Below are 23789 nucleotides of genomic sequence, written 5' to 3' on the forward strand. Positions count from 1 at the left end.
CCAATGGCGATTCGTAAGCCCAAGCCCACGACCCCCGGTCAGCGGTTCGCGACCTACCCGGACTTCGCTGAGATCACGAAGACCACCCCCGAGCGTTCGCTCGTGGAGGGTCTGACGAAGTCCGGTGGCCGCAACAACAACGGTCGCAAGACCTCCCGCCATCGCGGCGGGGGAGCGAAGCGGCTGTACCGCAAGATCGACTTCAAGCGGACCAAGGACGGCGTTCCCGCTCGCGTAGCCGCGATCGAGTACGACCCGAACCGGACCGCGTACATCGCCCTCCTGCACTACGCGGACGGCGTGAAGAGCTACATCCTGGCTCCGCGTGGCCTCGAGGTCAACGCGACCGTTCAGTCCGGGCCGGAAGCCGACATCAAGTTCGGCAACGCGCTCGCGCTCCGGGACATCCCGGCGGGTACGGTCGTGCACAACGTCGAGCTGCAGCCCGGCCGCGGTGGCCAGCTCGGTCGCTCCGCCGGTTCCGTCATCCAGTTGATGGCCAAGGAGCAGGGCATGGCGACCCTGCGTCTGCCCTCCGGCGAGATGCGTCTCGTCCGCGAGGAGTGCCGCGCCACGATCGGGTCGGTCGGCAACGCCGAGCACCAGAACGTGAAGATCGGCAACGCCGGTCGTAAGCGGCACATGGGCGTTCGCCCGCAGACGCGTGGTACGGCCATGAACCCGGTCGATCACCCGCACGGCGGCGGCGAGGGTTCCACCACGCCAGGCCGTCACCCGGTCACCCCGTGGGGCGTTCCCACGCTGGGGTACCGCACCCGTAAGAAGAACAAGCCCTCGGACCGCTACATCCTGCGCGGTCGCCGACGGGGCAAGGGCAAGAGGAAGTAGCCGTGAGCCGTTCGAGCAAGAAGGGGCCGTGGGTCGAGGAGCGTCTGATGACGCGCATCGAGACCATGAACGCCTCCAACGAGAAGAAGCTGATCAAGACGTGGTCGCGCGCGTCGACGATCTTCCCGGACATGATCGGTCACACGATCGCCGTCCACGACGGGCGTAAGCACGTCCCCGTGTTCGTGTCCGAGTCGATGGTCGGTCACAAGTTGGGCGAGTTCGCCCCGACGCGGACCTATCGCGGGCACGGCGACACCGCCAAGAGGCGCTGATCCAGATGGCTGAAGAGCAGACCAGCAACGAGAACAACGACGAGACGCAGGCCCAGGTGACGCCCGAGACCGAGGTCTCGGAGACGACGCCGAAGGCCGAAGAGGCTGCCACGGGCTCGGAGGACACCACGTCCTCCGAGACGCCGGCGGAGGCTGCGGACGTCGACGCGGATCACGATCACGACCACGATCACGACCACGCCCCCCAGCCGGTGGCGCAGGTCCGTGGTGGCGCTCGTGCCGAGGCCCGCCGTGCCCGTCGCAGCCAGCCGGCCGGCGAGGCGCCGGTCGTGCAGGCGATCGCCAAGTACGTGCGCACCACGCCGCGCAAGGCCCGCCTGATCGCGGACCTGATCCGCGACAAGGGCGTCAACGAGGCCCGCGCGATCCTGCAGCACAGCACCCGCTCGGCGGCGCAGGACTGGAGCAAGGTGCTCGAGTCGGCCGTCGCCAACGCGGAGAACAACCACGAGCTCGTCGGTGACGACCTCAAGATCAAGAGCATCACGGCCGACGACGGCCCGACGCTCAAGCGCTTCCAGCCGCGCGCCCAGGGGCGTGCCTACCGGATCAACAAGCGCACCAGTCATCTGACCGTGCAGCTCACGCCGAAGGAGCAAGACTGATGGGACAGAAGGTCCATCCCGAGTCCATGCGCGTGGGTTACATCCACGACTGGAAGTCTCATTGGTTCAGCGCGCACAACACCGCTGACTTCCTCGACGAGGATCGTCAGATCCGCGAGCACATCGAGGGCAAGCTGGCCCATGCCGGTCTCTCGGACATCACGATCCGGAAGAACAAGAACGAGGTCGAGGTGTCCATCCGGACCGCTCGTCCCGGCGTGGTCATCGGCAAGTCGGGCGTCGAGGTCGACGCCCTGCGCAAGGATCTGCACCGCATCACCAAGAAGCAGGTGAAGGTGAACATCCTCGAGGTCCGTCGTCCGGAGCTCGACGCCAAGCTCGTCGCCCAGTCGGTGGCGGAGCAGCTGCAGAACCGCGTGGCCTTCCGCCGCGCGATGAAGCGCGCCCTGACGAGCGCCATGCGCTCCGGGGCCAAGGGCTGCAAGATCCAGGTCTCCGGCCGCCTCGGCGGACGCGAGATGTCGAACACGGAGTCCTACCAGGACGGCCGCGTTCCGCTGCACACGATGCGCGCGGACATCGACTACGGCTTCTACGAGGCCAAGACGACGTTCGGCCGCATCGGCGTGAAGGTCTGGGTCAACAAGGGCGAGATCATGCCGGAGGGTTACGGCGGATCGGACCTGACCGACATCGACGGTCCGAGCACGCAGGATCGTGGCCGCGGCCGCGGTCGTCGTGACGGCGCCGGTGGTGGCGATCGCGGCGGCTTCGGCGGCGGCGATCGTGGCGGCCGTGGCGGTCGTCCGGGCGGTCCCGGCGGTGCCGGTGGCCGTGGTGGTCGTCCCGGCGGCCCGGGTGGTCCGGGCGGTGCCGGTGGGCGCGGGCGTGGCCCGCAGGGGGGTCGCTGATGCTTGCTCCGAAGCGCGTGAAGCACCGGAAGGTGCACCGTGGCCGGAAGCGTGGCCTCTCGCGCGGTCAGAACACCGTGCAGTTCGGCGAGTACGGGCTCAAGACCCTCGAGGCCGGTTGGATCACCAACCGCCAGATCGAGGCTGCTCGTATCGCGATGACGCGCAAGATCAAGCGTGGCGGCAAGGTCTGGATCAACATCTTCCCGGACAAGTCCGTCACGAAGAAGCCGGCCGAGACCCGCATGGGTTCCGGTAAGGGCTCGCCCGAGGGCTGGGTCGCGGTCGTCAAGCCCGGCCGGGTCATGTTCGAGCTGTCCGGTGTGCCGGAACCCCTGGCCCGTGAGGCGATCCGCCTCGCGGCGCACAAGCTCCCGGTCAGGACCAAGTTCGTCACGGCGGAGGACGACTGATGCGTACGCAGGAGATTCGCGACCTCGACGATCAGAAGATCGCTGAGCAGATCGCCAACTTCCGGAAGGAGCTCTTCGGTCTGCGCTTCCAGCAGGCGACCGGCGAGCTGGAGAACACCGCTGCGCTGCGCACCACGCGTCGCGAGCGTGCGCGGGCGGTCACCATCGCCCGCCAGCGCGGCATCGACGTCAACGAGATTCGCTGATCGCCATGGCTGACGAGAACACTGAGAACACCCCCGAAGAGGTCGAGACGACCCCCGAGGCCGCCGAGGCGACCGACGAGGCCGTGACCACCGAAGACGCCGCGCCCGCCGAGCCGGAGGCCCCCGTGGGCCCCGACCCGTCGCTGTCGCCGGTCGCGAAGCGCGCCTGGCACCGCCAGCGCTCGGGCACGACGACGAACCCGTCGAAGTCGCCCGAGGACCGCGCCCGCGAGCGCTCCGAGACCCGCAAGGCCAAGGCCGTTGCGCGTCGTCGTCGCCGCCTGCAGGAGCGCGAGAAGAAGGCCACCAAGCTCGGCGCCGAGGCCGGTACCGATCGCGGTACCCCGAAGCCCGACCACGAGCCCGGTCGCGTGCAGGTCCGCCAGGGCGTCGTCGTGTCCGCGAAGGGCGACAAGACCCTCGCGATCCGCATCGACCACTCGAAGCGGCACCCGAAGTACAAGAAGATCGTGCGTCACACGACGAAGCTGTACGCGCACGACGAGCAGAACGACGCTGGTGAGGGCGACACCGTCCGCATCGAGTCGTCCCGCCCGCTGTCGCGCACGAAGCGTTGGACGCTCGCCGAGATCGTGGAGCGTGCCAAGTGATCCAGAACGAGTCTCGACTCAAGGTCGCCGACAACACCGGCGCCCGCGAGATCCTCACGATCCGCGTGCACGGCGGCTCCCGTCGTCGCTACGCGCGTGTCGGTGACACGATCACCGCCACGGTCAAGGCCGCGACGCCGAACGGCACCGTCAAGAAGGGCGAGGTCGTCAAGGCCGTCGTCGTGCGCACCCGCAAGGAGTTCGGGCGCGAGGACGGCACGTACATCGCCTTCGACGAGAACGCGGCCGTCATCATCGACGCCAACAACAACCCCCGCGGGACCCGCATCTTCGGACCGGTGGCGCGCGAGCTGCGCGACCGCTCGTTCATGAAGATCGTGTCGCTCGCGCCGGAGGTGCTTTAGCATGGGCCTTCGTATCCGCACCGACGACCAGGTGGTCGTCATCAGCGGCAAGGACCGCGGTAAGACCGGGACGGTCATCAAGGTCGACCCCGCCAAGGAGCGGGTCGTCGTCCAGGGTGTCAACCTGGTCAAGCGGCATCAGCGACCCAGCCCGACGGCTGCGCCCGGTAGCCCTGCCAGCCAGGGTGGCGTGGTGGAGAAGGAGGGTCCGATCCACGTTTCGAACGTCATGCTCGTAGACCCCAAGACCAACAAGCCCACCCGTGTGGGCGTGACCCGGACCGAGGACGGCCGCGCAGTTCGCGTCGCCCGTCGTTCCGGCCAGCAGATCGACTGAGGTAGCCCATGAGTGCGACCACGACCGCGCGACTGAAGACGCGCTACCTCGAAGAGATCCGGCCCTCGTTGTTCGAGAGCGGCCCCTACACGTCCGTGATGCAGGTTCCGCGTGTGGAGAAGGTCACCCTGAACATGGGGCTCGGCGAGCACAAGCAGGACAACAAGACGTTCGCCGCTGCCGTTGAGCAGCTGGCGACGATCGCCGGCCAGGCACCGAGCGTCCGCAAGGCGCGCAAGTCGATCGCCGGCTTCAAGCTGCGCGACGGCATGCCCGTCGGCGCCGCCGTCACCCTGCGTGGCGACCGGATGTACGAGTTCCTCGAGCGGCTGATTGCCATCGCTCTTCCGCGAGTCCGCGATTTCCGCGGCCTCCGGACGACGAGCTTCGACGGGCGGGGCAACTACTCGCTCGGCGTTCGCGAGCAGATCATCTTCCCCGAGATCGACTACGACACCATCGACCAGGTGCGCGGGCTCGACATCACGATCACCACGTCGGCAGCCAACGACGGAGAGGCCTTCGCGCTTCTCGAGGCGCTCGGCTTCCCGTTCTCCCGTGAGGGGAAGCGGCCCGCCGGCGCGCCCGCCGCAGTCGATCCGTCCAAGACCACCCAGGGGAGCTAACCCATGGCGAAGACCTCGCAGCGCGTCCGCCAGGCGCGCCCCTCGAAGTACCAGAGCCGCGAATACACCCGCTGCCGCAGCTGCGGCCGCTCGCGCTCGGTCTACAAGAAGTTCGGCGTCTGCCGGATCTGCCTGCGCGAATTGGCGCACCGGGGCTACATCCCGGGCATGACGAAGAGCAGCTGGTAACGCATGTCGACGACCGATCCCATCGCGGACCTGCTCACGCGGATCCGCAACGCCATCACCGCCGCGCACCGCACGGTGCTGCTGCCGTCCTCGAGCTCGAAGCGCGAGGTGGCCCGCATCCTCAAGGAGCAGGGCTACATCGCCGACGTGAGCGTCGAGCCGGCCACCGAACACCCGGGTGAGCTGCTCAAGATCACCCTGAAGTACACGAAGGACCGTCGCTCGGCGATCACCGGTCTGCGGCGCGTGTCGCGGCCCGGCATGCGTTACTACGTCGGGGCGAACGAGGTGCCGAAGTCGCTTGGCGGCCTGGGTACCATGATCGTCTCCACCTCGAGCGGCATCATGACCGGCCACGACGCCCGCAAGGCCGGCGTCGGTGGCGAAGTCTGGGCCGAGGTGTGGTGAAAGACGTATGAGTCGTATTGGACGTAAGCCGATCCCGGTTCCCGCCGGCGTCGACATCACCATTGAACCCGGGACCGTCACGGTCAAGGGCCCGAAGGGTCAGCTCGCCGAGCGGATCCATCGCGACATCACGGTCACCCAGGAGGGTGCCGAGATCCTCGTGACGCGGCCCACCGACCGTGGCCCCCACCGGGCGCTGCACGGGCTCAGCCGCAGCCTGATCGCGAACATGATCGAGGGCGTCACCGACGGCTTCGTGAAGACCCTGGAGATCCAGGGCGTCGGGTACCGCGCCGCGCTCAAGGGCAAGAACCTCGAGCTGGCGCTCGGCTTCTCGCACCCCGTCTTCGTCGACGCCCCCGAGGGTGTCGAGTTCGAGGTGCCGCAGCCGACCCGGATCGTCATCAAGGGCAGCAACAAGCAGGTCGTCGGTGAGATCGCCGCGACGATTCGCAAGAAGCGGCCGCCGGAGCCCTACAAGGGCAAGGGCATTCGTTACGAGGGCGAGTACGTCGTCCGGAAGGTCGGTAAGCGCGCATGAGCGTCGTCACCAAGGAAGCGCGTCGGCTCAAGCGCCGTCGCCGCGTGCGAGCGAAGGTCTCCGGCTCCGCCGAGCGGCCCCGCGTCGCCGTGTTCCGCAGCAACCGGGGCATCTTCGCCCAGCTCATCGACGACGAGCGTGGTCACACGCTCGCGTCGGTGCAGTGGACGGAGGCCGAGCTGCGCGATCTCTCGAAGATGGAACAGGCCAGCGCCGCGGGCAAGTTGCTCGCCGCGCGTGCGAAGGCCGCAGGGGTCGATACGGTCGTCTTCGACCGTGGCGGCTACCAGTACCACGGGCGCGTCAAAGCGTTCGCTGAAGCGGTCCGCGAGGGCGGGCTCACCGTCTAGGAGCCACTGAACCTTATGGCGATCGATCGAACTGTCAGTCCCGTCGGACTCGACCTGCAGGAGCGGGTCGTGGAAATCAACCGCGTCGCGAAGGTGGTCAAGGGTGGCCGCCGCTTCTCCTTCACCGCGCTCGTGGTGGTTGGCGACGAGAACTCCGTAGTCGGTATCGGCTACGGAAAGGCCAACGAGGTCCCGTTGGCGATCCAGAAGGCCGTGGAACGGGCCAAGAAGGACCTGTTCCGCGTGCCCAAGCACGGCACGACCATCACGCATCCCGTGGTCGGTCGGTTCGGCTCGGGCCAGGTCCTGCTGAAGCCGGCTTCGGCCGGTACCGGCGTGATCGCCGGGGGTGGCGTCCGCGCCGTCCTCGAGCTCGCGGGCCTGAACGACATCCTGAGCAAGAGCCTCGGCTCGCAGAACCCGATCAACCTGGTGAAGGCCACGGTCGACGGTCTGCAGCAGCTCCGAACCCCGCGTGAGGTCGCCGACCTGCGCGGCCTGAGCATCAAGGACGTCCTCGGTCTGGCGGATCGCCCGGCCGAGGAGGTCACCGAGGCAGAGGCTCCGGCCGACACCGAGGAGGTCCCGGCGTGAGCACCGTCAAGGCGACCCAGTTCAAGTCGTCGATCGGCAGCAACCAGGCGCAGCGCGACACCCTGCGCTCGCTTGGCCTGCGCAAGATCGGCCACACCGTCGAAGTCAAGGACACGCCGCAGTCGCGGGGCATGCTGCATGCCGTGCGTCATCTCGTGCGCGTCGAGGAGGAGTCTGCATGAGCTCCGAGAACACCACGCTCGAGAACACGGGCCTCCACTCCCTGAAGCCCGCTCCGGGCAGCCGCAAGCCGCGTAAGCGCGTCGGTCGCGGTCACGGCAGCGGCATGGGGAAGACGTCCGGTCGCGGGCACAAGGGCGCCGGTTCGCGCTCGGGTGCCAAGGACCGTGCGCGGTTCGAGGGCGGTCAGACGCCGATTCAGGCCCGTATGCGCAAGCTGCGCGGTCCGAACAAGAAGACGTCGATGCCGTTCGAGCGGTTCCGTACCGCGACGCAGCCGGTGAACCTCGACGATCTCGCCGACCGCTTCGAGTCGGGCGCCGAGATCACGCTCGAGATCATGAAGGCCAACGGCTTCGGGACCCGCAAGGACATCCCGGTCAAGGTCCTGGCTCGTGGCGGGGCGCTCGCGTTCCCGCTGACGGTGCACGCGCACCGCTTCAGCAAGAGCGCGCTCGCGGCCATCGAGGCCGCTGGCGGCACCGCAGTCGTCATCGAGGACTAGTACCTCTGTCGGGGCGGAGTGCCTCGACACGGCTGGAGCCGTATCCTGTCGTACCATGCTGTTTCTAGCGCGGGCCCTGGTGGCCCGCGCACCAGTTTTCCGTCGTCCTGAAGTTCCCCGTCCCTTCTTCCTACTGCGAGCACGAGAACGATGATCCGCATCCTCACCGGCGCGCTCACCGTCCCGGAGATTCGCAAGAAGCTCGGGATCACGCTGTTCCTGCTGGCCCTCTACCGGATCGGCGCTCAGATTCCCGTTCCGGGGGTCTCGAAGGAAGGCGTTGAAGCGCTTCAGCAGAACGCTGCCTTCTCGGGCGGCGCTCTCCAGCTCCTGAACGTCTTCTCCGGCGGCGCCCTCAGCCAGATCGCGTTGTTCGCGCTCGGCATCATGCCCTACATCACGGCGTCGATCGTGATGCAGCTGCTCCAGGTGGTCGTACCGTCCCTGGAGAAGCTGAAGCAGGAGGGGGAGATCGGGCAGAACCGGATCACGCAGTACACCCGCTACCTGACGGTCGCACTCGCCTTCGGCCAGTCGATCGCCTACGTGTCGCTCTTCCGGAGCTTCGAGGGTGACTCGGGCGTGGCCCTGATCCCAGACTTCAACGCCAGTCACATGGTGATGATCTCGCTGTCGCTGACGGCGGGCGCGATGCTCGTGATGTGGATGGGCGAGCTGATCACGCAGCGCGGCGTCGGCAACGGCATGTCGCTGATGATCTTCGCCTCGATCATCAGTGGGCTGCCCAGCGGCATCAGCAACTGGTGGACGAGCGGTGACCAGGTGTTCCAGGTCCTGCTGCCGTTCATCATTCTCGCGGTGATCGCCGCGGTCGTGTTCGTGCAGGAAGGCCAGCGGCGGATCCCGATCCAGTACGCCAAGCGCGTGATCGGCCGTCGCATGAGCGGTGGGGGACAGACGTACCTGCCGCTCAAGGTCAACATGGCGAACGTGATCCCCGTGATCTTCGCGGCCTCGATCATGTCGATCCCGCCGACGATCGTGCAGTTCGTCACGCATCGCCAGGACACGGAGATCCAGACCTTGCTCCAGCCGGGTGGCTGGACCTACATCGGTCTCGAGACGATCTTCATCATCCTGTTCACCTACTTCTACACCGCGGTCACGTTCAACCCGGTCGAGCAGGCGGACAACCTCAAGAAGTACGGCGGCTTCATCCCCGGGGTCCGCCCCGGTCGCCCGACCGCCGAGTTCCTCGATCGCGTGCTTGCGCGGTTGACGTTCCCGGGTGCGCTGTACCTCGCGGCCGTCGCGGCCCTCCCGTCGATCCTGTTCAACCAGACGACGCAGGGCTTCGCGTTCGGCGGCACCTCGATCCTGATCGTGGTCGGCGTTGCGCTGGACACCGTCAAGCAGATCGAGGCGCAGCTGATGATGCGCAACTACGAGGGTTTCCTCAAATAGCGGCTCCCCCGCTCCTCCCGCCCGCTGTTGACGGAGAATTGACGTATGGCTGAGTTGAACCTGATCCTGTTGGGCCCCCCCGGTGCGGGGAAGGGCACGCAGGGCGAGCGGCTGACTACCGATGCACCGCTCGAGTACATCGTGACCGGCAACATCCTGCGCGCTGCGGTCAGCGAGGGCAGCGATCTGGGGCTCAAGGCGAAGGGCTTCATGGACGCCGGCGAGCTCGTCCCGGACGAGCTCGTGATCGACCTGATCCTCGAGCGCGTTCGCGCCGAGGCCGCGACCGACGGCTTCGTGCTGGACGGCTTCCCACGGAACATCGCCCAGGGCGAGGCGCTCGACGCCGCGCTCGGCGAGCTCGGCCGCGACCTCAACGGCGTGCTGCTGATCGACGTCCCCGACGAGGAGATCGTCCGTCGGCTGTCCGGTCGACGCGTCTCCGCCACGGGCCGGGTCTACCACCTCGAGTTCAACCCGCCGCAGGTGGCGGGCAAGGACGACGTCGACGGCACCGACCTGATCCAGCGCGACGACGACAAGCCGGACACGATCCGCAAGCGGCTTGCCGTCTACCACGCGCAGACCGAGCCGCTGATCGGCTACTACGAGTCGCGTGGCCTGTTGCACCGGTTCGACGGCAGCGCACCGGCCGAGGAGGTCGAGGCGCACCTGCGCAAGACGATCTCCACGCTCCGGCTCGAAGACACGGTCTAGCCGGGCTCGCGGACGGCCGTGGCCGTGCGACTGAAGTCCGCAGACGAGATCGACGCGATCGGCGCGGCCGGGGAGGTCCTCGTGGACGTCCTCGGCGTGCTCGTCGAGGCCGTGGCCCCCGGCGTGTCGACGCTCGACCTCGACGCGATCGCCCGGGAACGGATCGCGGCCGCCGGCGCCAAGCCGACGTTCCTCGGCTACCGAGGCTTCGTCGGCGCGATCTGCGCCTCGCCCAATGACCTCGTGGTGCACGGGATCCCCGGCCCCCGGCCGCTGGCCGATGGCGACATCGTCTCGCTCGATGTCGGGGTCACCCTCGACGGGTGGGTCGCCGACGCCGCGCGGACCGTCCCCGTCGGGACGGCGCGCGCCGCCGACCTGCACCTGATCGAGGCGGCCGAGACCGCCCTGGTCGACGCCGTGGCCGCGTGCCGCGCGGGTGGACACGTCGGCGACATCGGAGCGGCGGTGGAGCGTCAGGCCGCGACCGCGGGCCTGCGCGTCTTCCCGACCCTGATCGGGCACGGCGTGGGCCGGACGTTGCACGAGCCGCCGCAGGTGCCCAACGTCGGCCGGATCGGTTCGGGCCAGCGGCTGGAGCCCGGCTTGGTGATCGCCGTCGAGCCGATGCTGACCCTCGGTGGGCCGCGGATCCGGATGGCGTCCGACGGCTGGTCGGTCTTCACGGTCGACGGCGCGCGGGCGACCCACGCCGAGGTCACGGTCGCGATCACCGACGACGGACCCCGTGTCCTGACCCCGTGGGACGACCGGTGGTGAACGCGTCACCCAGCGGCTGCTGGTACTGTCCTCAATCCGCCCTGGTGCCGTTCGACGCGCCTGGGGAACTGTCTGGTATCGTGCCGTGTCTGCGCGTGTCACGCCCTGCTTTGGGGTGTTTCCGCCTCAGTGGCTGGTAGCGAAGGTCTCGCGACCGTCAGAGCCAGTTCACTGACTAGCGAGCCGAGAAAGGGACCATGAAGGTACGACCGTCGGTCAAGCCGATGTGCGAGAAGTGCAAGGTCATCCGCCGCAATGGCGCCGTCCTTGTTATCTGCCAGAACCCCCGCCACAAGCAGCGGCAGGGCTAGACATGGCGCGCATCTCAGGCATCAACATCCCGCTGAACAAGCGGATCGAGATTGGTCTCACCTACATCTACGGGATTGGTCGCTCGGGCTCTAACGAGATCCTTGCTGCCACCGGGATCGACCGTGACACCAAGGTTCGCGATCTGACCGAAGAGCAGGTCGCGGCACTCCGCGACCACATCGACCGTGAGGTTTCGGTCGAGGGTGATCTTCGGCGTGAGCGCAACCAGAGCATCAAGCGTCTGATGGAGATCGGCTGCTACCGCGGTCTGCGTCATCGTCGCAATCTGCCCGTTCGCGGCCAGAAGACCAAGACCAACGCACGGACCCGCAAGGGCCCGAAGCGTATGCCGACAGTCGGCAAGAAGAAGCCCGGCAAGAAGTAGCAACGGAGTCTCGTAGAACCCCATGCCCGCACCGAAGCGCCCCGCGCGCGGCCGCCGCAAGCCGAAGAAGAACATTCCGGTTGGCCAGGCTCACATCAAGACGAGCTTCAACAACACGATCGTCTCCCTGACCGACAAGCAGGGGAACGTCATCGCCTGGGAGTCCGCCGGCGGCGCTGGCTTCAAGGGCTCGCGCAAGTCGACCCCGTTCGCCGCCCAGGTGACGGCGGACTCAGCCGCCCGCAAGGGCATCGAGCAGGGGCTGGAGAAGGTCGAGGTCTTCGTCAAGGGGCCCGGCTCCGGTCGCGACACGGCGATTCGTTCGCTGCAGGCCGCCGGACTGGAGATCACGACCGTTCGCGACGTGACCCCGCAGGCGCACAACGGCTGCCGCCCGAAGAAGCGGCGTCGCGTCTGAGGGACCTCGGTCGTGGCGCTTGACTCCTCCTTCGGCGTCGTCGCGCGGTGTCCGCATCACTCCCCGGTTCGCCGGGGTCCGATGCTGTCGCGCTCGACGAGCCGCGGGGTGGCGCGCCATCGCCGTTCGGTCACCACCGGCGCCCGGGGAAGCGATCTCGGGCGCCAACCGCGTGAAGACCTGGTCTTCGCCGTAGCGGTCGAGCCCGGAGCCCAGCAGTTGGCCCGGGACTCGCCCGAGAAGTACTCGAAGTGAACTTCGTGTCGGTCGTGCGGGGGAGTCGAAGCCCCGCAACGAACCGTCGCACCGCGGCCGGACCCGCCCCTCGGCCGCCCGTCTTTCCGACGAAGCAAGGACCCTGATGCTCGACTACCAGACCCCTCGGATCACCCGCGAATCCGTCGAGGACAACCGCGGCACGTTCACGATCGAGCCCCTCGAGCGCGGCTTCGGCTACACGTTCGGCAACTCGCTTCGCCGGGTGCTGCTGAGCTTCCTCTCCGGTGCCGCTGTCACCAACGTCCGGATCGAAGGCGTCGCCCACGAGTTCACGACGCTCGACGGCGTGGCCGAGGACGTCACGGACATCGTCCTGAACCTCAAGGCGCTCGTCTGCCGGATGCACTCCGACGCGACCGAGGTCGAGGCCCCGCTCGTCGCCGAGGGCCCCGGCGAGATCACCGCCAAGGACATCGACCTGCCCGCGGGCGTCGAGATCCTGAACCCCGAGGCGCACATCGCGACCCTCGAGGCCGGCACCAAGCTCGAGGTCTACCTGACCATCGGCCAGGGCCGCGGCTACCGCTCCGCCGACGAGAACAAGACGGCCGACCAGCCGATCGGCGTCATCCCGATCGACTCGATCTTCTCGCCGATCCGGCGCGTCGCCTACCGCGTCGAGCCGGCCCGTGTCGGTCAGCGCACCGACTTCGACCAGCTCACGCTGGACATCGAGACCGACGGCTCGCTCGAGCCGGGCGAGGCGCTCCGTGAGGCCTCCGAGATCCTGATCCAGCAGCTCGCCGTGTTCACCGACCCGGATCGGGTCGAGGAGCTGCGCGCCTCGGTCGGTGGCGAGCTCGAAGACGGCCTGATCGGGGACCACGGTTATGGTGACCCGACGGACGAAATGATGATCGAAGAGCTCGAGTTGGGCGTTCGGTCGTACAATTGCTTGAAGCGGGCTGGGATCCAGACCGTTGGCGACCTCACCTCGAAGACCGAGGCCGAGCTCGCCGCCATCCCGAACTTCGGGAAGAAGTCGATCGACGAGGTCATCGAGACCCTCGCCGCGCGGGGCTACGGCCTCCGTGAGGAGTAGGACGCGGCCCGCCGCGCCTGCACCCGAGTAGCCCCAGAAAGACCCTGAACGATGCGCCATCAGAAGACCCGCCACAAGCTCAGCCGCGATACCGCCCATCGCAAGGCGCTGCTCCGCAACCTCTGCAAGGAGGTCATCGAGCACGAGCGCATCCAGACCAGCGAGGCGAAGGCCAAGGCCCTCAAGCCCGAGATCGAGCAGCTGATCACGCTGGCCAAGCGCGGCGACCTGCACGCCCGCCGGCAGGCGCTCTCGGCCCTGGGCCAGGACAAGTTCTCCGCCTACAAGCTGTTCGAGGAGATCGCTCCGCGCTACACGGAGCGCCCGGGTGGCTACACCCGGATCCTCAAGCTCGGGCCGCGCAAGAGCGACGCGACCGAGATGGTCCTGATCGAACTCGTCTGAGGGCGGCGCCTGGCGTTCGCGGACGCGTCGCATCTCGGGCCGGCCGGCGCTCGGCGGTACTGCCGTACGGCTCTCGCACCGTCCGCCCCGACTTGCTCGGTCCACGAACACCAGGCATCCAACCTCACTCTTGCCTACGGCCGCCCTCGGGCGGTCGTTTGCGTTCCCGGGGCGGACGGCGCCGGGGGAGGCGGCCTGCGGTGGGCAGGCGGACGGCACAGGGGCCGGGTGGTGCGCGACGATGCAGCCGCAGTGACGACGACGCGCCTGGAGATCGAGTACGACGGCACCAGCCTGATGGGCTGGGCCGCGCAGGACGGGATCCGCACCGCCCACGGCGAGCTGCGCCGAGCTCTGAGCACGGTGTTGCGGGCACCGACCAGCCTGACCGTCGCCGGACGCACCGACCGCGGCGTGCACGCGGTCGCGCAGGTCGCGTCCTACGTCGGCGAGCCGCCCGACCTCTACAACCTCAACGCGATCCTGCCGCAGGACGTGGCGGTGCGGAAGGCGACGGTGGTCGACGACGGCTTCGACGCCCGCCGGATGGCCACCAGCCGGACCTACTGCTTCCGGATCCATGCCCGCCTCCACCCGTCGCCGTTCGGGCACCGGTACTCGCTCTGGTGGTCCTACGGGCTCGACGAGGAGCTGCTGCACGCCTGCGCCCGCCTGCTCGTCGGTCGGCACGACTTCACGGCCTTCACGCCGACCGAGACCCAGCACGTGCTGTTCGTGCGACGGATCCTGCACGCGGTCTGGCGGCGGAACGGCGACTTCCTGGAGTTCTGGATCGAGGCCGACGCGTTCATGCGCCACATGAACCGGATCCTGGTCGGCACGATGCTGCAGGTGGCCGGCGGACGCCGCGACCTCGACGACTTCGAGCGGCTGCTGAGCGGGGCGTCGCGGACGGAGGCGGGGCCGACGCTGCCGCCGCAGGGACTGCACCTGGCCGGGATCGAGTACCCCGAGGAGGTCGGTGGCGCGACGGTCGCGCCACCCGGCTGGGGCACGCCGCCGTGGGTCGCATGAGCGGCCTCGGCCGCCGCTGATCCCGATTCGCGGGGGGCTGGCCCACTACCCTGGGAAGGGCATGACGACGCGCGTCCTCCTGACCAACGACGACGGGATCCACGCGGAGGGGCTGCAGGCGCTGCGGCGCGCGCTCGTGCGGCTTCCGGGGATCGACCTGCGGACGGTCGCCCCGGACGGCAACCGCTCGGCGATGGCGCGCTCGATCACCGTCCGGCGTCCGCTGACCGTGCGCGACGAGCGCTTCGACGACGGCACGGTCGGCGTCGCGACCGACGGCACGCCGACCGACTGCGTGCGGCTGGCCGCCCACGGCGTGATCGACGGCTGGAAGCCGGACCTGGTCGTCAGCGGGATCAACCACGGCGCGAACATGGGCGAGGACGTGACCTACTCGGGGACCGTCGCCGCGGCCCTGGAGGCCGTGGTCCACAACATCCCCGGGGTGGCGGTCTCGATGTCCTCGCCGCACGGCGACTGGTCGCTGCGGGCGGAGCAGACCTGGGACTTCGGCGTGGCGGCCGAGATCGCCGCGCGGATCGTCTCCGAGGTCGAGCGGGTCAGCAGCGAAGAGGGCGAGCTGCCGCTGCCCCAGCGCACCGTCCTCAACGTGAACGTGCCGCACAGCTCGACCGGCAGCGCGCCGCTGGCGGTCGAGGTGACGCGGCTCGGGCAGCGGCACTACCGCGACGAGCTGCAGCCGGTCGACGAGCATCCGGACGGCAGCCGCACGTACTGGCTCTACGGCACCGACCACGGCTTCGAGCCGACCCCCGGCACCGACCTCGCGGCCGTGGCGGCGGGCCACGTCTCGATCACGCCGCTCCACCTCGACCTGACGCGGGAGTCGGCGATCGCGCCGCTGGCCGGCCACGGCTTCGAGGGCCTGCTCGACCAGATCGGCGAGCTGCTCGAGGACTGAGCGCGGCGTACCCCGAACGCGGGGATCGCGAGGACATCGCCGCCGCTGGCGACCGTATCCTCGAACCCGTGACGAAGGACGCGAACACCGGCAGCGACGAGCAGGCAGCGGGCAGCCGCCCGGTGCCGCTGCCGGATCCGCCGGCCGGGGACGACCCCGCCGCCCGCGCGGAGTGGCTGCGGATCGTCGTCGAGCACCACCGTCGGCGCTACTACGAGCTCGACGATCCCGAGATCGGCGACGACGAGTACGACCTGCTCTTCCACGAGCTGGAGGCGCTCGAGGCGGCGCACCCCGAGCTCGACCGCCCCGACTCGCCGACCAAGCGCGTCGGCGGCAAGCCGCTCGACAAGCTCGTCAAGGTCCGGCACGAGCAGCCGATGCTGTCGCTGGCCAACGCCAGCGAGGAGGAGGAGCTGCAGGGTTGGGTCGACCGGATGCGCGCCCACCTGGGACGGGAGGGCATCACCGACCCGTCGTTCCGGTTCGTGATCGAGCCGAAGGTCGACGGCCTCGCGATGAGCCTGCGCTACGAGGACGGGGTCCTGGTTCGCGCGACCACCCGCGGCGACGGCGAGGTCGGGGAGGACGTCACCCACAACGTCCGCACGATCCCCGACGTGCCGCTGGCGCTGCCCGGGGCGGGCACGCCCGGTGCCGACGGGGTCCCGCACGTGCTCGAGGTCCGCGGCGAGATCTACCTCGCGCTTGAGGACTTCCGCCGCGTCAACGAACGGCGGGCGGCGGCCGAGAAGTCGACCTTCATGAACCCCCGCAACGCGGCCGCGGGGGCGATCCGTCAGCTCGACCCGAAGGAGGCGCGCGAGCGCCCGCTGTCGTTCTGGGCCTACGGCGTCGGGGTCGTGGCCGCGACGCCGGCCGGGGAGCGGGCCGAGGGTGACCGAACCGGCGCCGCGGGGACCTCGGCGACCGTCGGCGAGGTGCTCGGCGTCGACGGGCACCACGGGATGCTGATGTGGCTCAAGCAGCACGGGTTCCCGGTCAACGAGGAGATCAGCGTCGCGACCAGCGTCGAGGAGACCCTGAGGACCTGCGAGGGCTGGGCCGAGCGGCGCGACCGCCTGGCCTTCGAGATCGACGGGGTCGTGATCAAGGTCGACGACTTCGAGCTCCAGCGGCGCTTGGGCAGCGTCGGCCGCGATCCGCGCTGGGCGATCGCCTGGAAGTTCCCGCCGCGGACGGCGGTGACGACCCTCAAGGACGTGGTCTGGAGCGTCGGCAAGTTCGGCGATCTGCACCCGTACGCGGTGCTCGAGCCGGTCAACGTCTCCGGGGTCACGGTCTCGCAGGCGACCCTCCACAACGAGGAGGACCTCGACCGCAAGGACGTCCGCCCCGGCGATCGCGTGATCGTCCTGCGGGCCGGCGACGTGATCCCGCAGGTCGTCTCGCCGGCCCCCCACGAGGCAGAGCGCCACGACCGCGCGCCGAAGCCGACGCCGCCGGCCACCTGCCCGGCCTGCGGGACGCCGACCGAGAAGCCGTCCGACTCCGTCTTCACCCGCTGCCCCAACCGCGGCGGCTGCCCGGGCCAGCAGTGGCAGCTGCTCCGCCACTACGTCAGCCGCGGGGCGATGGACATCGACGGGTTGGGGGAGAAGCAGGTCGCGCAGCTGCTGGAGAAGGGCCTGGTCCGCAACGCCGCCGACCTCTACGACCTGACCCCCGAGCAGCTGGTCGAGCTGGAGGGGTGGGCCGAGATCTCGGCCAAGCGGATCGTCGCGTCGATCGACGCCTCGAAGCAGCAGCCGTTCGGGCGGGTGCTGTTCGGGATCGGGATCGAGGAGGTCGGGCAGGTCACCGGCCGCAGCCTGGCGGCCCGCTTCCGGACCATCGACGCGCTGATGGCGGCGACCCCGGAACAGCTCGCCGACACCCCCGGGGTCGGCGAGAAGATGGCCCGGATCATCGCCGAGCGGCTGGCCGATCCGGCCGTGGTCGAGGTCGTCGAGCGGCTGCGCAGAGCCGGAGTCCAGCTCGAGGTCGAGGACGCCGAGGACAGCAGCGGGACGTCGACCCTGCTCGAGGGACTGACGGTCGTCCTGACCGGGACCCTGCCGACGCTGACGCGCGAGGACGCGACCCAGCGGCTGGTCGCGACCGGGGCGCGGGTCACGACCTCGGTCTCGAAGAAGACCTCGGCGGTCGTCGCGGGGGAGTCGGCGGGATCGAAGCTGGAGAAGGCGGAGCGGCTCGGGGTGCCGGTGCTCGACGAGTCGACGCTGGAGCGGCTGCTGGCCGAGGGGCCGGCGGTGCTCGACGAGATCCGGGCCGCGGCGGCGGACGCGGCCGAGGCGGGCGAGGCCGCCGGAGCGGATGCGGAGACGCCCGAGGGAGCCGCGCCCTCCGCCAGCGCGGACGCGACCGACCCGGCGGCCTGAGGGCGCTGCCCGCGGGCGAGGACGGGGCAGGAGCAGGCCCGTCCTGATCGCCCCGGACCGGGGGCATGCTACGGTCGTAGGGCCGACACACCGCCTACGTGGCTAGGGCGTTCGATCGCCCGCCCGGGTAACGCGTCCCCTCGTGGGACGGACTGCCTCGGGGGTCATGAGTGTCATGCCTGCCCAGGCTCGACACGAGGTCCTGGGACGTTTAGTAAGTAAGGGGTGGTGCTGGTCGGTCGAACGGGCGGGTCGCAACAGCGGCCCGCCCGGTTTCGTTCTCGGGCCGCTTCGGCGGCCGCTGCGAGCGGCCCTCGTCGTCACCCCTCGTCCCGGGCCGCGTCGCCGTCGGTGGCTCGGATCGTTGCCCGTGGCCGTTGCGCCCGGCGGTCGGCCGCCGGAACCTGCCGCGACCGATCGATCGATGGGCGGGCGTCCGGAGCCGCGGCCGAAAACGCTGTCGACTCGCCCTTCCTGCCCTGCGCATCGGGCCGGCGCGCGCGTCCGTGCCATCCCCGGAAGCGGCCATCGAGCAGGTCAAACATGGGAATCCCGAAGGTTTTGACGAGATTGTGCTTAGATGGCAGGTGCGGTGATTGATATATCAACCCCCACGACCAGCCACGCCCAGCAGGCGTACGACGAGCTGCGCCGGCGGATCATCCGCTGCGAGCTCGCTCCCGGGCGCAGCTTCACCGAGGCGTCGATCGCCGAGGAGCTGGGACTGGGCCGGACGCCGGTGCGCGAGGGGCTCGCCCGCCTCGCCCGCGAGGGCCTGGTCGTCGTCGCGCCGCGGGCCGGATGCCGCGTGGCCGAGGTCACCCTCGGTGACGTGCTCGAGCTGTTCGAGCTGCGCGAGCCGCTCGACGCGAAGGCCGCCGAGCTCGCCGCCCAGCGGATCGACGAGGCCGAGCTCGCCGAGCTCCAGCGCCTGACCGACGTGCCGTTCGCCGACGACCCCACCGACGCGGCGGGGATCGCCGCCTTCCTCGGCGCGAACACGGCCTACCACGCCTCGATCGGCCGGATCGCCGGCAACGCCCGGCTGGCCGCCGTCCTCGGCGACATCTCCGACCAGCTCGAGCGGCTCCACTGGCTCGGGGTCCCGACGAGCCCGAAGGTCGGGGACCTGCTCGCCGAGCACCGCGCGATGATCGCCGCGCTGACCGCCCGCGACGGCGCCCGGGCCGCGGAGCTGGCGGCTCGCCACTGCCGGACCTCCCGCCAGGTCGTGATCGACGCCGTGCTCGAGTCCGGCGTCCTGCGCGGGGCCACGATCCAACACGACGCGAAGGGCGAACGCCGATGACCGCCGGACGCAGCACCACCACCAACCGCTCGCAGGCAAGCTGGTACGACCGCGGTCGCGGCCTGCTCGACGACCCGCGCTACCGGCAGACGCCCGTGCTCCGGCTCGACGTGCCCGGCGACGAGATCACGGTCTGGGCGAAGCTCGAGTACCAGCTGCCGAGCGGATCGACCAAGGACCGCGTCGCCTCGGCGATCCTCGGCGAGGCGATCTGCGGGGGCGAGCTCGGCCCCGAGGACCTCGTCGTCGAGGCGTCGAGCGGCTCGACCTCGATCTCGCTGGCGATGTGCTGCGCGTCGCTCGGCCTCCGCTTCCGCGCCGTGATGCCCGAGGGCGTCTCCCGCGAGCGGGTCCTGATGATCGGACGCTACGGCGGCGAGGTCGAGCTGACCCGCCCGTTCAGCGGCCTCCGCGGCGCGCTCGAGCGGGTCGAGGAGCTGGCCGAGCAGGGAGCCTTCGCGCCCCGCCAGTTCGCCAACCGGACCAACCTCGAAGCGCACCGCGGCGGTACCGGCCGCGAGCTGATCGAGCAGGTCGAGCGTCCGCTCGACGGCTTCGTCGCCGGCGTCGGCACCGGCGGCACGCTGATGGGCGTCGCCCACGCCCTGCGCGACCGCGGCTCGGACGCCCGCGTGGCCCGCGCCGTGCCCTCGGCCGGCGGCGCCTGCGGCGGCGACCCGGAGGTCTCCAGCGCGATCCCCGGGATCGTCGAGGGCTTCAGCCGCCTCTACCGTCCGGCCGAGGTCCTGCTCGACGGCGAGATCGTGGTGCCCGACGCCGAGGCGCTGCAGACCACCCGTGAGCTCTGCGCCCAGGGTCTGCCGGTCGGTCCCTCCAGCGGGCTCAACTACGCCGCGGCGGTCCGGCTCGGGCGCGAGCTCGGGCCCGGCGCCCAGGTCGCGACCGTCTTCTGCGACCGCATGGAGCGCTACTTCTCGACCCCGCTGTTCGAGGACCTGGGACAGGACGAGGCGACCGGCGAGGACGGCGCGTGAGCGAGCTGCTGACCCTGGTCGCGGGCCCGTCCACGGGCGCGCGCCTCGATCACGTCGTGATCGTCGTCCCCGACCTCGAGCGGGCCGCGGCCCGGCTCGTCGCTGCGGGCCTGGTCGTCCGCGGCGGAGGCCGCCACGACGGGCACGGGACGCGCAACCTGCTGCTCCCGCTCGTCGACGGCTACCTCGAGCTGATCACCGTCGAGGACCGCGAGGCCGCCCGCTCGAGCCGGATCGGCTGCGACGTGCTCACCAGCCTCGAGACGCACGGGGGTGGGCTGCTCGGCTACGCCGTCGAGCCGACCGACGCCGGTCGCGCGTTGGTCGACGGGATCGCCGACGGCGAGCCGCTCGTCGTCTCGCGGACCGACGAGCACGGCACGGCGACTGGCTGGCGGATGCGGTTCCCCCGGGCGCAGCGGATCGCCGGCCCCCGGCCCTTCTTCATCGACTGGGATGCCGGCCCGCCGGCGCCCGCCACGACCCCGGCTGCGGCCGGCATCCGCGGGTTCGCCGGCGTTCGCCTGGCGCTCGACGCGGCGACCGTCGCCTGGTACCGCGACCAGCTCGGTCCGGCGCTCGCCGCCGACGTGCTGACCGCACCCGACCCGCAGCCCACGCCCGCCACGGCTCCGCCGTTGCGGGCGATCCTGCTCGCCGTCGACGACGTCGCCCGGGCCGCCGAGCACGCCGGCCGTGCCGGCATCGAGACCGACGGGAACGAGCTCGTGCTCCCCGTCGACGAGTTCGGTCCCCAGGTGCGCCTGTGCCTGCGGTCCGCCCCCACCCAAGCTTCTTCACCCACCCCGTCAACGGACACCAACTCATGACTCGCACTCGCATCGCAACCGGGCTGATCGCGGCCGCCACGACGCTCGTGCTCGCCGCCTGCGGCGGCTCGGACGGCTCCTCGTCCAAGACCACGTCGGACGGGGGCACCACCAAGATCTCGGTCGGCGTGATCCCGACCGCCGACATGGCGCCGCTCTACCTCGGCATCGAGAAGGGCTTCTTCCGCGAGGAGAAGCTCGACGTGACGCCGAAGATCGCCGAGGGCGGCGCGGCGATCGTGCCGGCCGTCGTCTCGGGCTCCGACCAGATCGGCTACTCGAACTTCGTCTCGCTGATGACCGCCGCGGACAAGGGCCTGCCGGTCGTGGCATTGGCGCCGGCCGCCTCCGTCGGCGACAACCCGGAGAAGGACGTCGCTCAGGTCGTGGTCAAGAAGGGCAGCCCGATCACGGACGCCAAGGACCTCAACGGCAAGACGATCGCCCTCAACTCGCTCAAGAACCTCGGCGAGGTCGTGGTCCGCGAGTCCGTCGCCAAGGCCGGCGGCGACCCGGACAGCCTCAAGTTCACCGAGCTGCCCTACGCCGACATGAACGCCGCCCTCGAGCAGGGCCGGGTCGACGCGATCTGGCAGCTCGAGCCGTTCCTGACCAGCGCGAAGGCCGACGGCGCCGTCCGGATCGTCTCGACCTTCGTCGGCGCGGTCCCGAACTCGACCCTCGGCGCCTACTTCACGACCACCAAGTACGCGAGCGAGAACGCCGACGTCGTCGAGCGCTTCGGCCGCGCGATCGCCAAGTCGCTGGAGTACGCGTCGACCCACACCGACGAGGTCCGGACCGTCGTCCAGAAGACCCTGAAGGTCCCGGCCTCGACCGCCAAGACGATGAACCTGCCGGTATGGACCGCCGAGATGACCGAGGCGACGGTGTCCCCGGTCGGCGACCTGGCCAAGAAGTACGGCGTGATCGAGCAGGCCCCGGACTACGGCACGCTGCTGGGCGGCGCGTCCCGCTGACCCGATGACGGCCGTGAGCGAACATCACGCGCGCCCCCGGCGCGCGACGGCCCGGGGGGTCGCCAGTGCGATCTCGCCGGTCCTGACGACGCTCGCGGTCGTCGCCCTGCTGGAGCTGCTGACGCGGACGGACGTCCTCCCGCAGCGCTACCTGCCGGCGCCGACGACGATCGTCGGCGAGCTGTTCACGCAGCTCGGGGACAGCAGCTTCTGGACGGCGATGGGGCAGACCCTCGGCGGCTGGCTGCTGGCCCTCGCGATCGCGATCGTGATCGCCGTCCCCGTCGGGCTCGCGCTCGGCACCTCCGACCTGCTCTGGGCGGCCTTCCGCCCCGTGATCGAGTTCCTGCGGCCGATCCCCTCCGTAGCCCTCGTTCCGCTGGCGGTGCTGACGCTCGGCACCGGCCTCCAGAGCAAGCTCTTGCTCGCCGTCTACGCGGCGGTCTGGCCGCTGCTGATCCAGGCCGTCTACGGCGTTCGCGACGTCGATCCGGTCGCCCGCGAGACCGCCCGGGTGTTCCGGCTGCGACCGCTCGACCGGGCCCGCCGGGTCGTGCTGCCCGCCGCCGCGCCGTACCTCGCGACCGGCCTCCGGGTCTCCGCGACCACCGCGCTGATCCTGACCGTCACCGCCGAGCTGATCATCGGCGCCCCCGGCCTCGGGCAGGCGGTCAACGTCGCCCGCCAGGCCGACAACCCGCCGCTGGTCTACGCGCTGCTGGTCGTCGTCGGCCTGCTCGGCTGGGGCCTCAACGCCGTCCTCGCCCGGGTCGAGCGCCACGTCCTCCGTTGGCACCCCGGCCGCCGGGAGCTGACGCGATGAGCACGCTCGCCCGCCGCCGGCTCCACCGTGGGCTCTCGATCGTCACCCCGCTCGCGCTGATCGCGATCTGGTGGCTCTGGTCGGCCTCCGCCGGCAGCTTCTACTTCCCGCCGCTGGAGGAGATCCTGCGGACCTTCGTCGACGTCTGGCTCGGCCCGCGGCTGGTCGACGACGTGCTTCCGAGCCTGCGCCGGCTGGCGCTCGGCTACGGCCTCGCCGCGGCGCTCGGCGTCGGTCTCGGCCTGCTGCTCGGGCGGGCCCCGGGCGTCCGCCGCGCGACCGGCCCGATCCTCGAGTTCCTGCGCGCGATCCCGCCGCCGCTGCTGATCCCGGTCGGGATGCTGGTGCTCGGCCTGGGGGACGGGATGAAGGTGGCGGTGATCGCCCTCGTCTGCCTGTTCCCGGTCCTGCTCAACACCACCGACGGCGTTCGCGGCGTCGATCCCGTCCTGCTCGACACCGGCCGCACCTACGGCCTCTCGCGCGGACTGACGCTGCGCCGGATCGTGCTGCCGGCGGCCGCGCCGCAGATCTTCGTCGGCCTCCGCACCAGCCTCGCGATGGCGCTGATCCTGATGGTGATCAGCGAGATGGTCGCGAGCCAGAACGGGATCGGCTTCACGATCCTGCAGGCCCAGCGGACCTTCGCCCTGCCCGAGATGTGGTCGGGGATCCTGCTCCTCGGCCTGCTCGGCGTCGCCCTCAATGCCCTCTTCGCGCTCGTCGAGCGCCGCGCGCTGCGCTGGCAGCGTGGCGCCCGCCGGCGCGAGAACGCCTAGGAGA

General features: G+C 70.2%; 34 protein-coding genes. All 34 read left to right on the top strand.

Annotated elements, in window-relative coordinates; genetic code table 11:
• Positions 1-3: 3 nt before the first annotated feature.
• The 34 genes from rplB (at position 4) to ACVUH9_RS07020 (ending at position 23785) form a co-directional block, all read left to right on the top strand.
• Positions 4-849, top strand: coding sequence for a 50S ribosomal protein L2 (gene rplB, locus ACVUH9_RS06855; protein ID WP_475755246.1), 846 nt, complete (start codon positions 4-6; stop codon positions 847-849).
• Positions 850-851: 2 nt separating this feature from the next.
• Positions 852-1124: a 30S ribosomal protein S19 gene (gene rpsS / locus ACVUH9_RS06860; protein WP_475755248.1), complete on the top strand. Its 273-nt coding sequence runs from the start codon at positions 852-854 to the stop codon at positions 1122-1124.
• 290 nt (positions 1125-1414) lie between these two features.
• A complete protein-coding gene (gene rplV, locus ACVUH9_RS06865; protein ID WP_475755635.1) occupies positions 1415-1750 on the top strand; it encodes a 50S ribosomal protein L22 in 336 nt (111 codons plus the stop codon).
• Positions 1750-2622 (top strand): 30S ribosomal protein S3, encoded by an 873-nt coding sequence (rpsC, locus tag ACVUH9_RS06870; RefSeq protein WP_475755250.1) that lies wholly within the window; start codon positions 1750-1752, stop codon positions 2620-2622. The genes rplV and rpsC overlap by 1 nt, the downstream gene beginning before the upstream one ends.
• A complete protein-coding gene (rplP, locus tag ACVUH9_RS06875) occupies positions 2622-3035 on the top strand; it encodes a 50S ribosomal protein L16 (protein WP_475755252.1) in 414 nt (137 codons plus the stop codon). The genes rpsC and rplP overlap by 1 nt, the downstream gene beginning before the upstream one ends.
• Entirely contained in the window at positions 3035-3241 is a 207-nt protein-coding gene (gene rpmC, locus ACVUH9_RS06880) for a 50S ribosomal protein L29 (RefSeq protein ID WP_475755253.1), read from the top strand. Before rplP ends, rpmC begins: the two co-directional genes overlap by 1 nt.
• Positions 3242-3612: 371 nt before the next feature.
• On the top strand, positions 3613-3852 hold the full coding sequence (gene rpsQ, locus ACVUH9_RS06885; RefSeq protein ID WP_475755637.1) for a 30S ribosomal protein S17: 240 nt from the start codon (positions 3613-3615) through the stop codon (positions 3850-3852).
• Positions 3849-4217: a 50S ribosomal protein L14 gene (gene rplN / locus ACVUH9_RS06890; RefSeq protein ID WP_022928235.1), complete on the top strand. Its 369-nt coding sequence runs from the start codon at positions 3849-3851 to the stop codon at positions 4215-4217. The genes rpsQ and rplN overlap by 4 nt, the downstream gene beginning before the upstream one ends.
• 1 nt (position 4218) lies before the next feature.
• Positions 4219-4554 (top strand): 50S ribosomal protein L24, encoded by a 336-nt coding sequence (gene rplX, locus ACVUH9_RS06895; RefSeq protein ID WP_475755256.1) that lies wholly within the window; start codon positions 4219-4221, stop codon positions 4552-4554.
• 8 nt (positions 4555-4562) lie between these two features.
• Entirely contained in the window at positions 4563-5180 is a 618-nt protein-coding gene (rplE, locus tag ACVUH9_RS06900; RefSeq protein WP_475755258.1) for a 50S ribosomal protein L5, read from the top strand.
• Between the two features lie 3 nt (positions 5181-5183).
• Complete coding sequence (locus ACVUH9_RS06905) at positions 5184-5369, top strand: type Z 30S ribosomal protein S14 (protein WP_475755260.1); 186 nt, start codon at positions 5184-5186, stop codon at positions 5367-5369.
• Positions 5370-5372: 3 nt separating this feature from the next.
• On the top strand, positions 5373-5777 hold the full coding sequence (rpsH, locus tag ACVUH9_RS06910) for a 30S ribosomal protein S8 (protein WP_475755262.1): 405 nt from the start codon (positions 5373-5375) through the stop codon (positions 5775-5777).
• Positions 5778-5784: 7 nt separating this feature from the next.
• Entirely contained in the window at positions 5785-6318 is a 534-nt protein-coding gene (gene rplF, locus ACVUH9_RS06915; RefSeq protein WP_475755264.1) for a 50S ribosomal protein L6, read from the top strand.
• On the top strand, positions 6315-6668 hold the full coding sequence (gene rplR / locus ACVUH9_RS06920; RefSeq protein WP_475755266.1) for a 50S ribosomal protein L18: 354 nt from the start codon (positions 6315-6317) through the stop codon (positions 6666-6668). The genes rplF and rplR overlap by 4 nt, the downstream gene beginning before the upstream one ends.
• A gap of 15 nt (positions 6669-6683) precedes the next feature.
• On the top strand, positions 6684-7262 hold the full coding sequence (gene rpsE / locus ACVUH9_RS06925; protein WP_475755267.1) for a 30S ribosomal protein S5: 579 nt from the start codon (positions 6684-6686) through the stop codon (positions 7260-7262).
• The gene (gene rpmD, locus ACVUH9_RS06930) at positions 7259-7444 is read left to right on the top strand and encodes a 50S ribosomal protein L30 (RefSeq protein WP_475755268.1); all 186 of its coding nucleotides are present in this window, start codon (positions 7259-7261) and stop codon (positions 7442-7444) included. Before rpsE ends, rpmD begins: the two co-directional genes overlap by 4 nt.
• Positions 7441-7947 (top strand): 50S ribosomal protein L15, encoded by a 507-nt coding sequence (gene rplO, locus ACVUH9_RS06935; RefSeq protein WP_475755270.1) that lies wholly within the window; start codon positions 7441-7443, stop codon positions 7945-7947. Before rpmD ends, rplO begins: the two co-directional genes overlap by 4 nt.
• Before the next feature lie 150 nt (positions 7948-8097).
• Entirely contained in the window at positions 8098-9372 is a 1275-nt protein-coding gene (gene secY, locus ACVUH9_RS06940; RefSeq protein WP_475755272.1) for a preprotein translocase subunit SecY, read from the top strand.
• Positions 9373-9417: 45 nt separating this feature from the next.
• Positions 9418-10089, top strand: a complete 672-nt coding sequence (locus ACVUH9_RS06945; RefSeq protein WP_475755274.1) for an adenylate kinase — start codon at positions 9418-9420, stop codon at positions 10087-10089.
• Between the two features lie 24 nt (positions 10090-10113).
• Entirely contained in the window at positions 10114-10869 is a 756-nt protein-coding gene (map, locus tag ACVUH9_RS06950; RefSeq protein ID WP_475755276.1) for a type I methionyl aminopeptidase, read from the top strand.
• Between the two features lie 197 nt (positions 10870-11066).
• The gene (gene rpmJ, locus ACVUH9_RS06955) at positions 11067-11180 is read left to right on the top strand and encodes a 50S ribosomal protein L36 (RefSeq protein WP_084629688.1); all 114 of its coding nucleotides are present in this window, start codon (positions 11067-11069) and stop codon (positions 11178-11180) included.
• A gap of 2 nt (positions 11181-11182) precedes the next feature.
• Positions 11183-11566: a 30S ribosomal protein S13 gene (rpsM, locus tag ACVUH9_RS06960; RefSeq protein WP_475755278.1), complete on the top strand. Its 384-nt coding sequence runs from the start codon at positions 11183-11185 to the stop codon at positions 11564-11566.
• A 22-nt stretch (positions 11567-11588) separates the two neighbouring features.
• Positions 11589-11984 (top strand): 30S ribosomal protein S11, encoded by a 396-nt coding sequence (gene rpsK / locus ACVUH9_RS06965; protein ID WP_475755280.1) that lies wholly within the window; start codon positions 11589-11591, stop codon positions 11982-11984.
• A gap of 361 nt (positions 11985-12345) precedes the next feature.
• Complete coding sequence (locus ACVUH9_RS06970; protein WP_475755282.1) at positions 12346-13305, top strand: DNA-directed RNA polymerase subunit alpha; 960 nt, start codon at positions 12346-12348, stop codon at positions 13303-13305.
• A 51-nt stretch (positions 13306-13356) separates the two neighbouring features.
• Entirely contained in the window at positions 13357-13710 is a 354-nt protein-coding gene (gene rplQ, locus ACVUH9_RS06975) for a 50S ribosomal protein L17 (protein ID WP_475755284.1), read from the top strand.
• A gap of 252 nt (positions 13711-13962) precedes the next feature.
• Complete coding sequence (locus tag ACVUH9_RS06980; protein ID WP_475755286.1) at positions 13963-14745, top strand: tRNA pseudouridine synthase A; 783 nt, start codon at positions 13963-13965, stop codon at positions 14743-14745.
• Between the two features lie 61 nt (positions 14746-14806).
• Complete coding sequence (gene surE, locus ACVUH9_RS06985) at positions 14807-15667, top strand: 5'/3'-nucleotidase SurE (RefSeq protein ID WP_475755288.1); 861 nt, start codon at positions 14807-14809, stop codon at positions 15665-15667.
• A gap of 68 nt (positions 15668-15735) precedes the next feature.
• Positions 15736-18069 (top strand): NAD-dependent DNA ligase LigA, encoded by a 2334-nt coding sequence (gene ligA / locus ACVUH9_RS06990; protein ID WP_475755289.1) that lies wholly within the window; start codon positions 15736-15738, stop codon positions 18067-18069.
• A 592-nt stretch (positions 18070-18661) separates the two neighbouring features.
• Positions 18662-19378, top strand: a complete 717-nt coding sequence (locus ACVUH9_RS06995; RefSeq protein ID WP_475755291.1) for a GntR family transcriptional regulator — start codon at positions 18662-18664, stop codon at positions 19376-19378.
• Complete coding sequence (locus tag ACVUH9_RS07000) at positions 19375-20373, top strand: PLP-dependent cysteine synthase family protein (protein WP_475755293.1); 999 nt, start codon at positions 19375-19377, stop codon at positions 20371-20373. Before ACVUH9_RS06995 ends, ACVUH9_RS07000 begins: the two co-directional genes overlap by 4 nt.
• The gene (locus tag ACVUH9_RS07005) at positions 20370-21203 is read left to right on the top strand and encodes a VOC family protein (RefSeq protein ID WP_475755295.1); all 834 of its coding nucleotides are present in this window, start codon (positions 20370-20372) and stop codon (positions 21201-21203) included. Before ACVUH9_RS07000 ends, ACVUH9_RS07005 begins: the two co-directional genes overlap by 4 nt.
• Positions 21200-22183 (top strand): ABC transporter substrate-binding protein, encoded by a 984-nt coding sequence (locus tag ACVUH9_RS07010; RefSeq protein WP_475755296.1) that lies wholly within the window; start codon positions 21200-21202, stop codon positions 22181-22183. Before ACVUH9_RS07005 ends, ACVUH9_RS07010 begins: the two co-directional genes overlap by 4 nt.
• A gap of 4 nt (positions 22184-22187) precedes the next feature.
• Entirely contained in the window at positions 22188-23006 is an 819-nt protein-coding gene (locus ACVUH9_RS07015; RefSeq protein ID WP_475755298.1) for an ABC transporter permease, read from the top strand.
• Positions 23003-23785: an ABC transporter permease gene (locus ACVUH9_RS07020; RefSeq protein WP_475755300.1), complete on the top strand. Its 783-nt coding sequence runs from the start codon at positions 23003-23005 to the stop codon at positions 23783-23785. Before ACVUH9_RS07015 ends, ACVUH9_RS07020 begins: the two co-directional genes overlap by 4 nt.
• Positions 23786-23789: the final 4 nt, after the last annotated feature.

It is taken from the genome of Patulibacter ginsengiterrae (assembly GCF_056269115.1).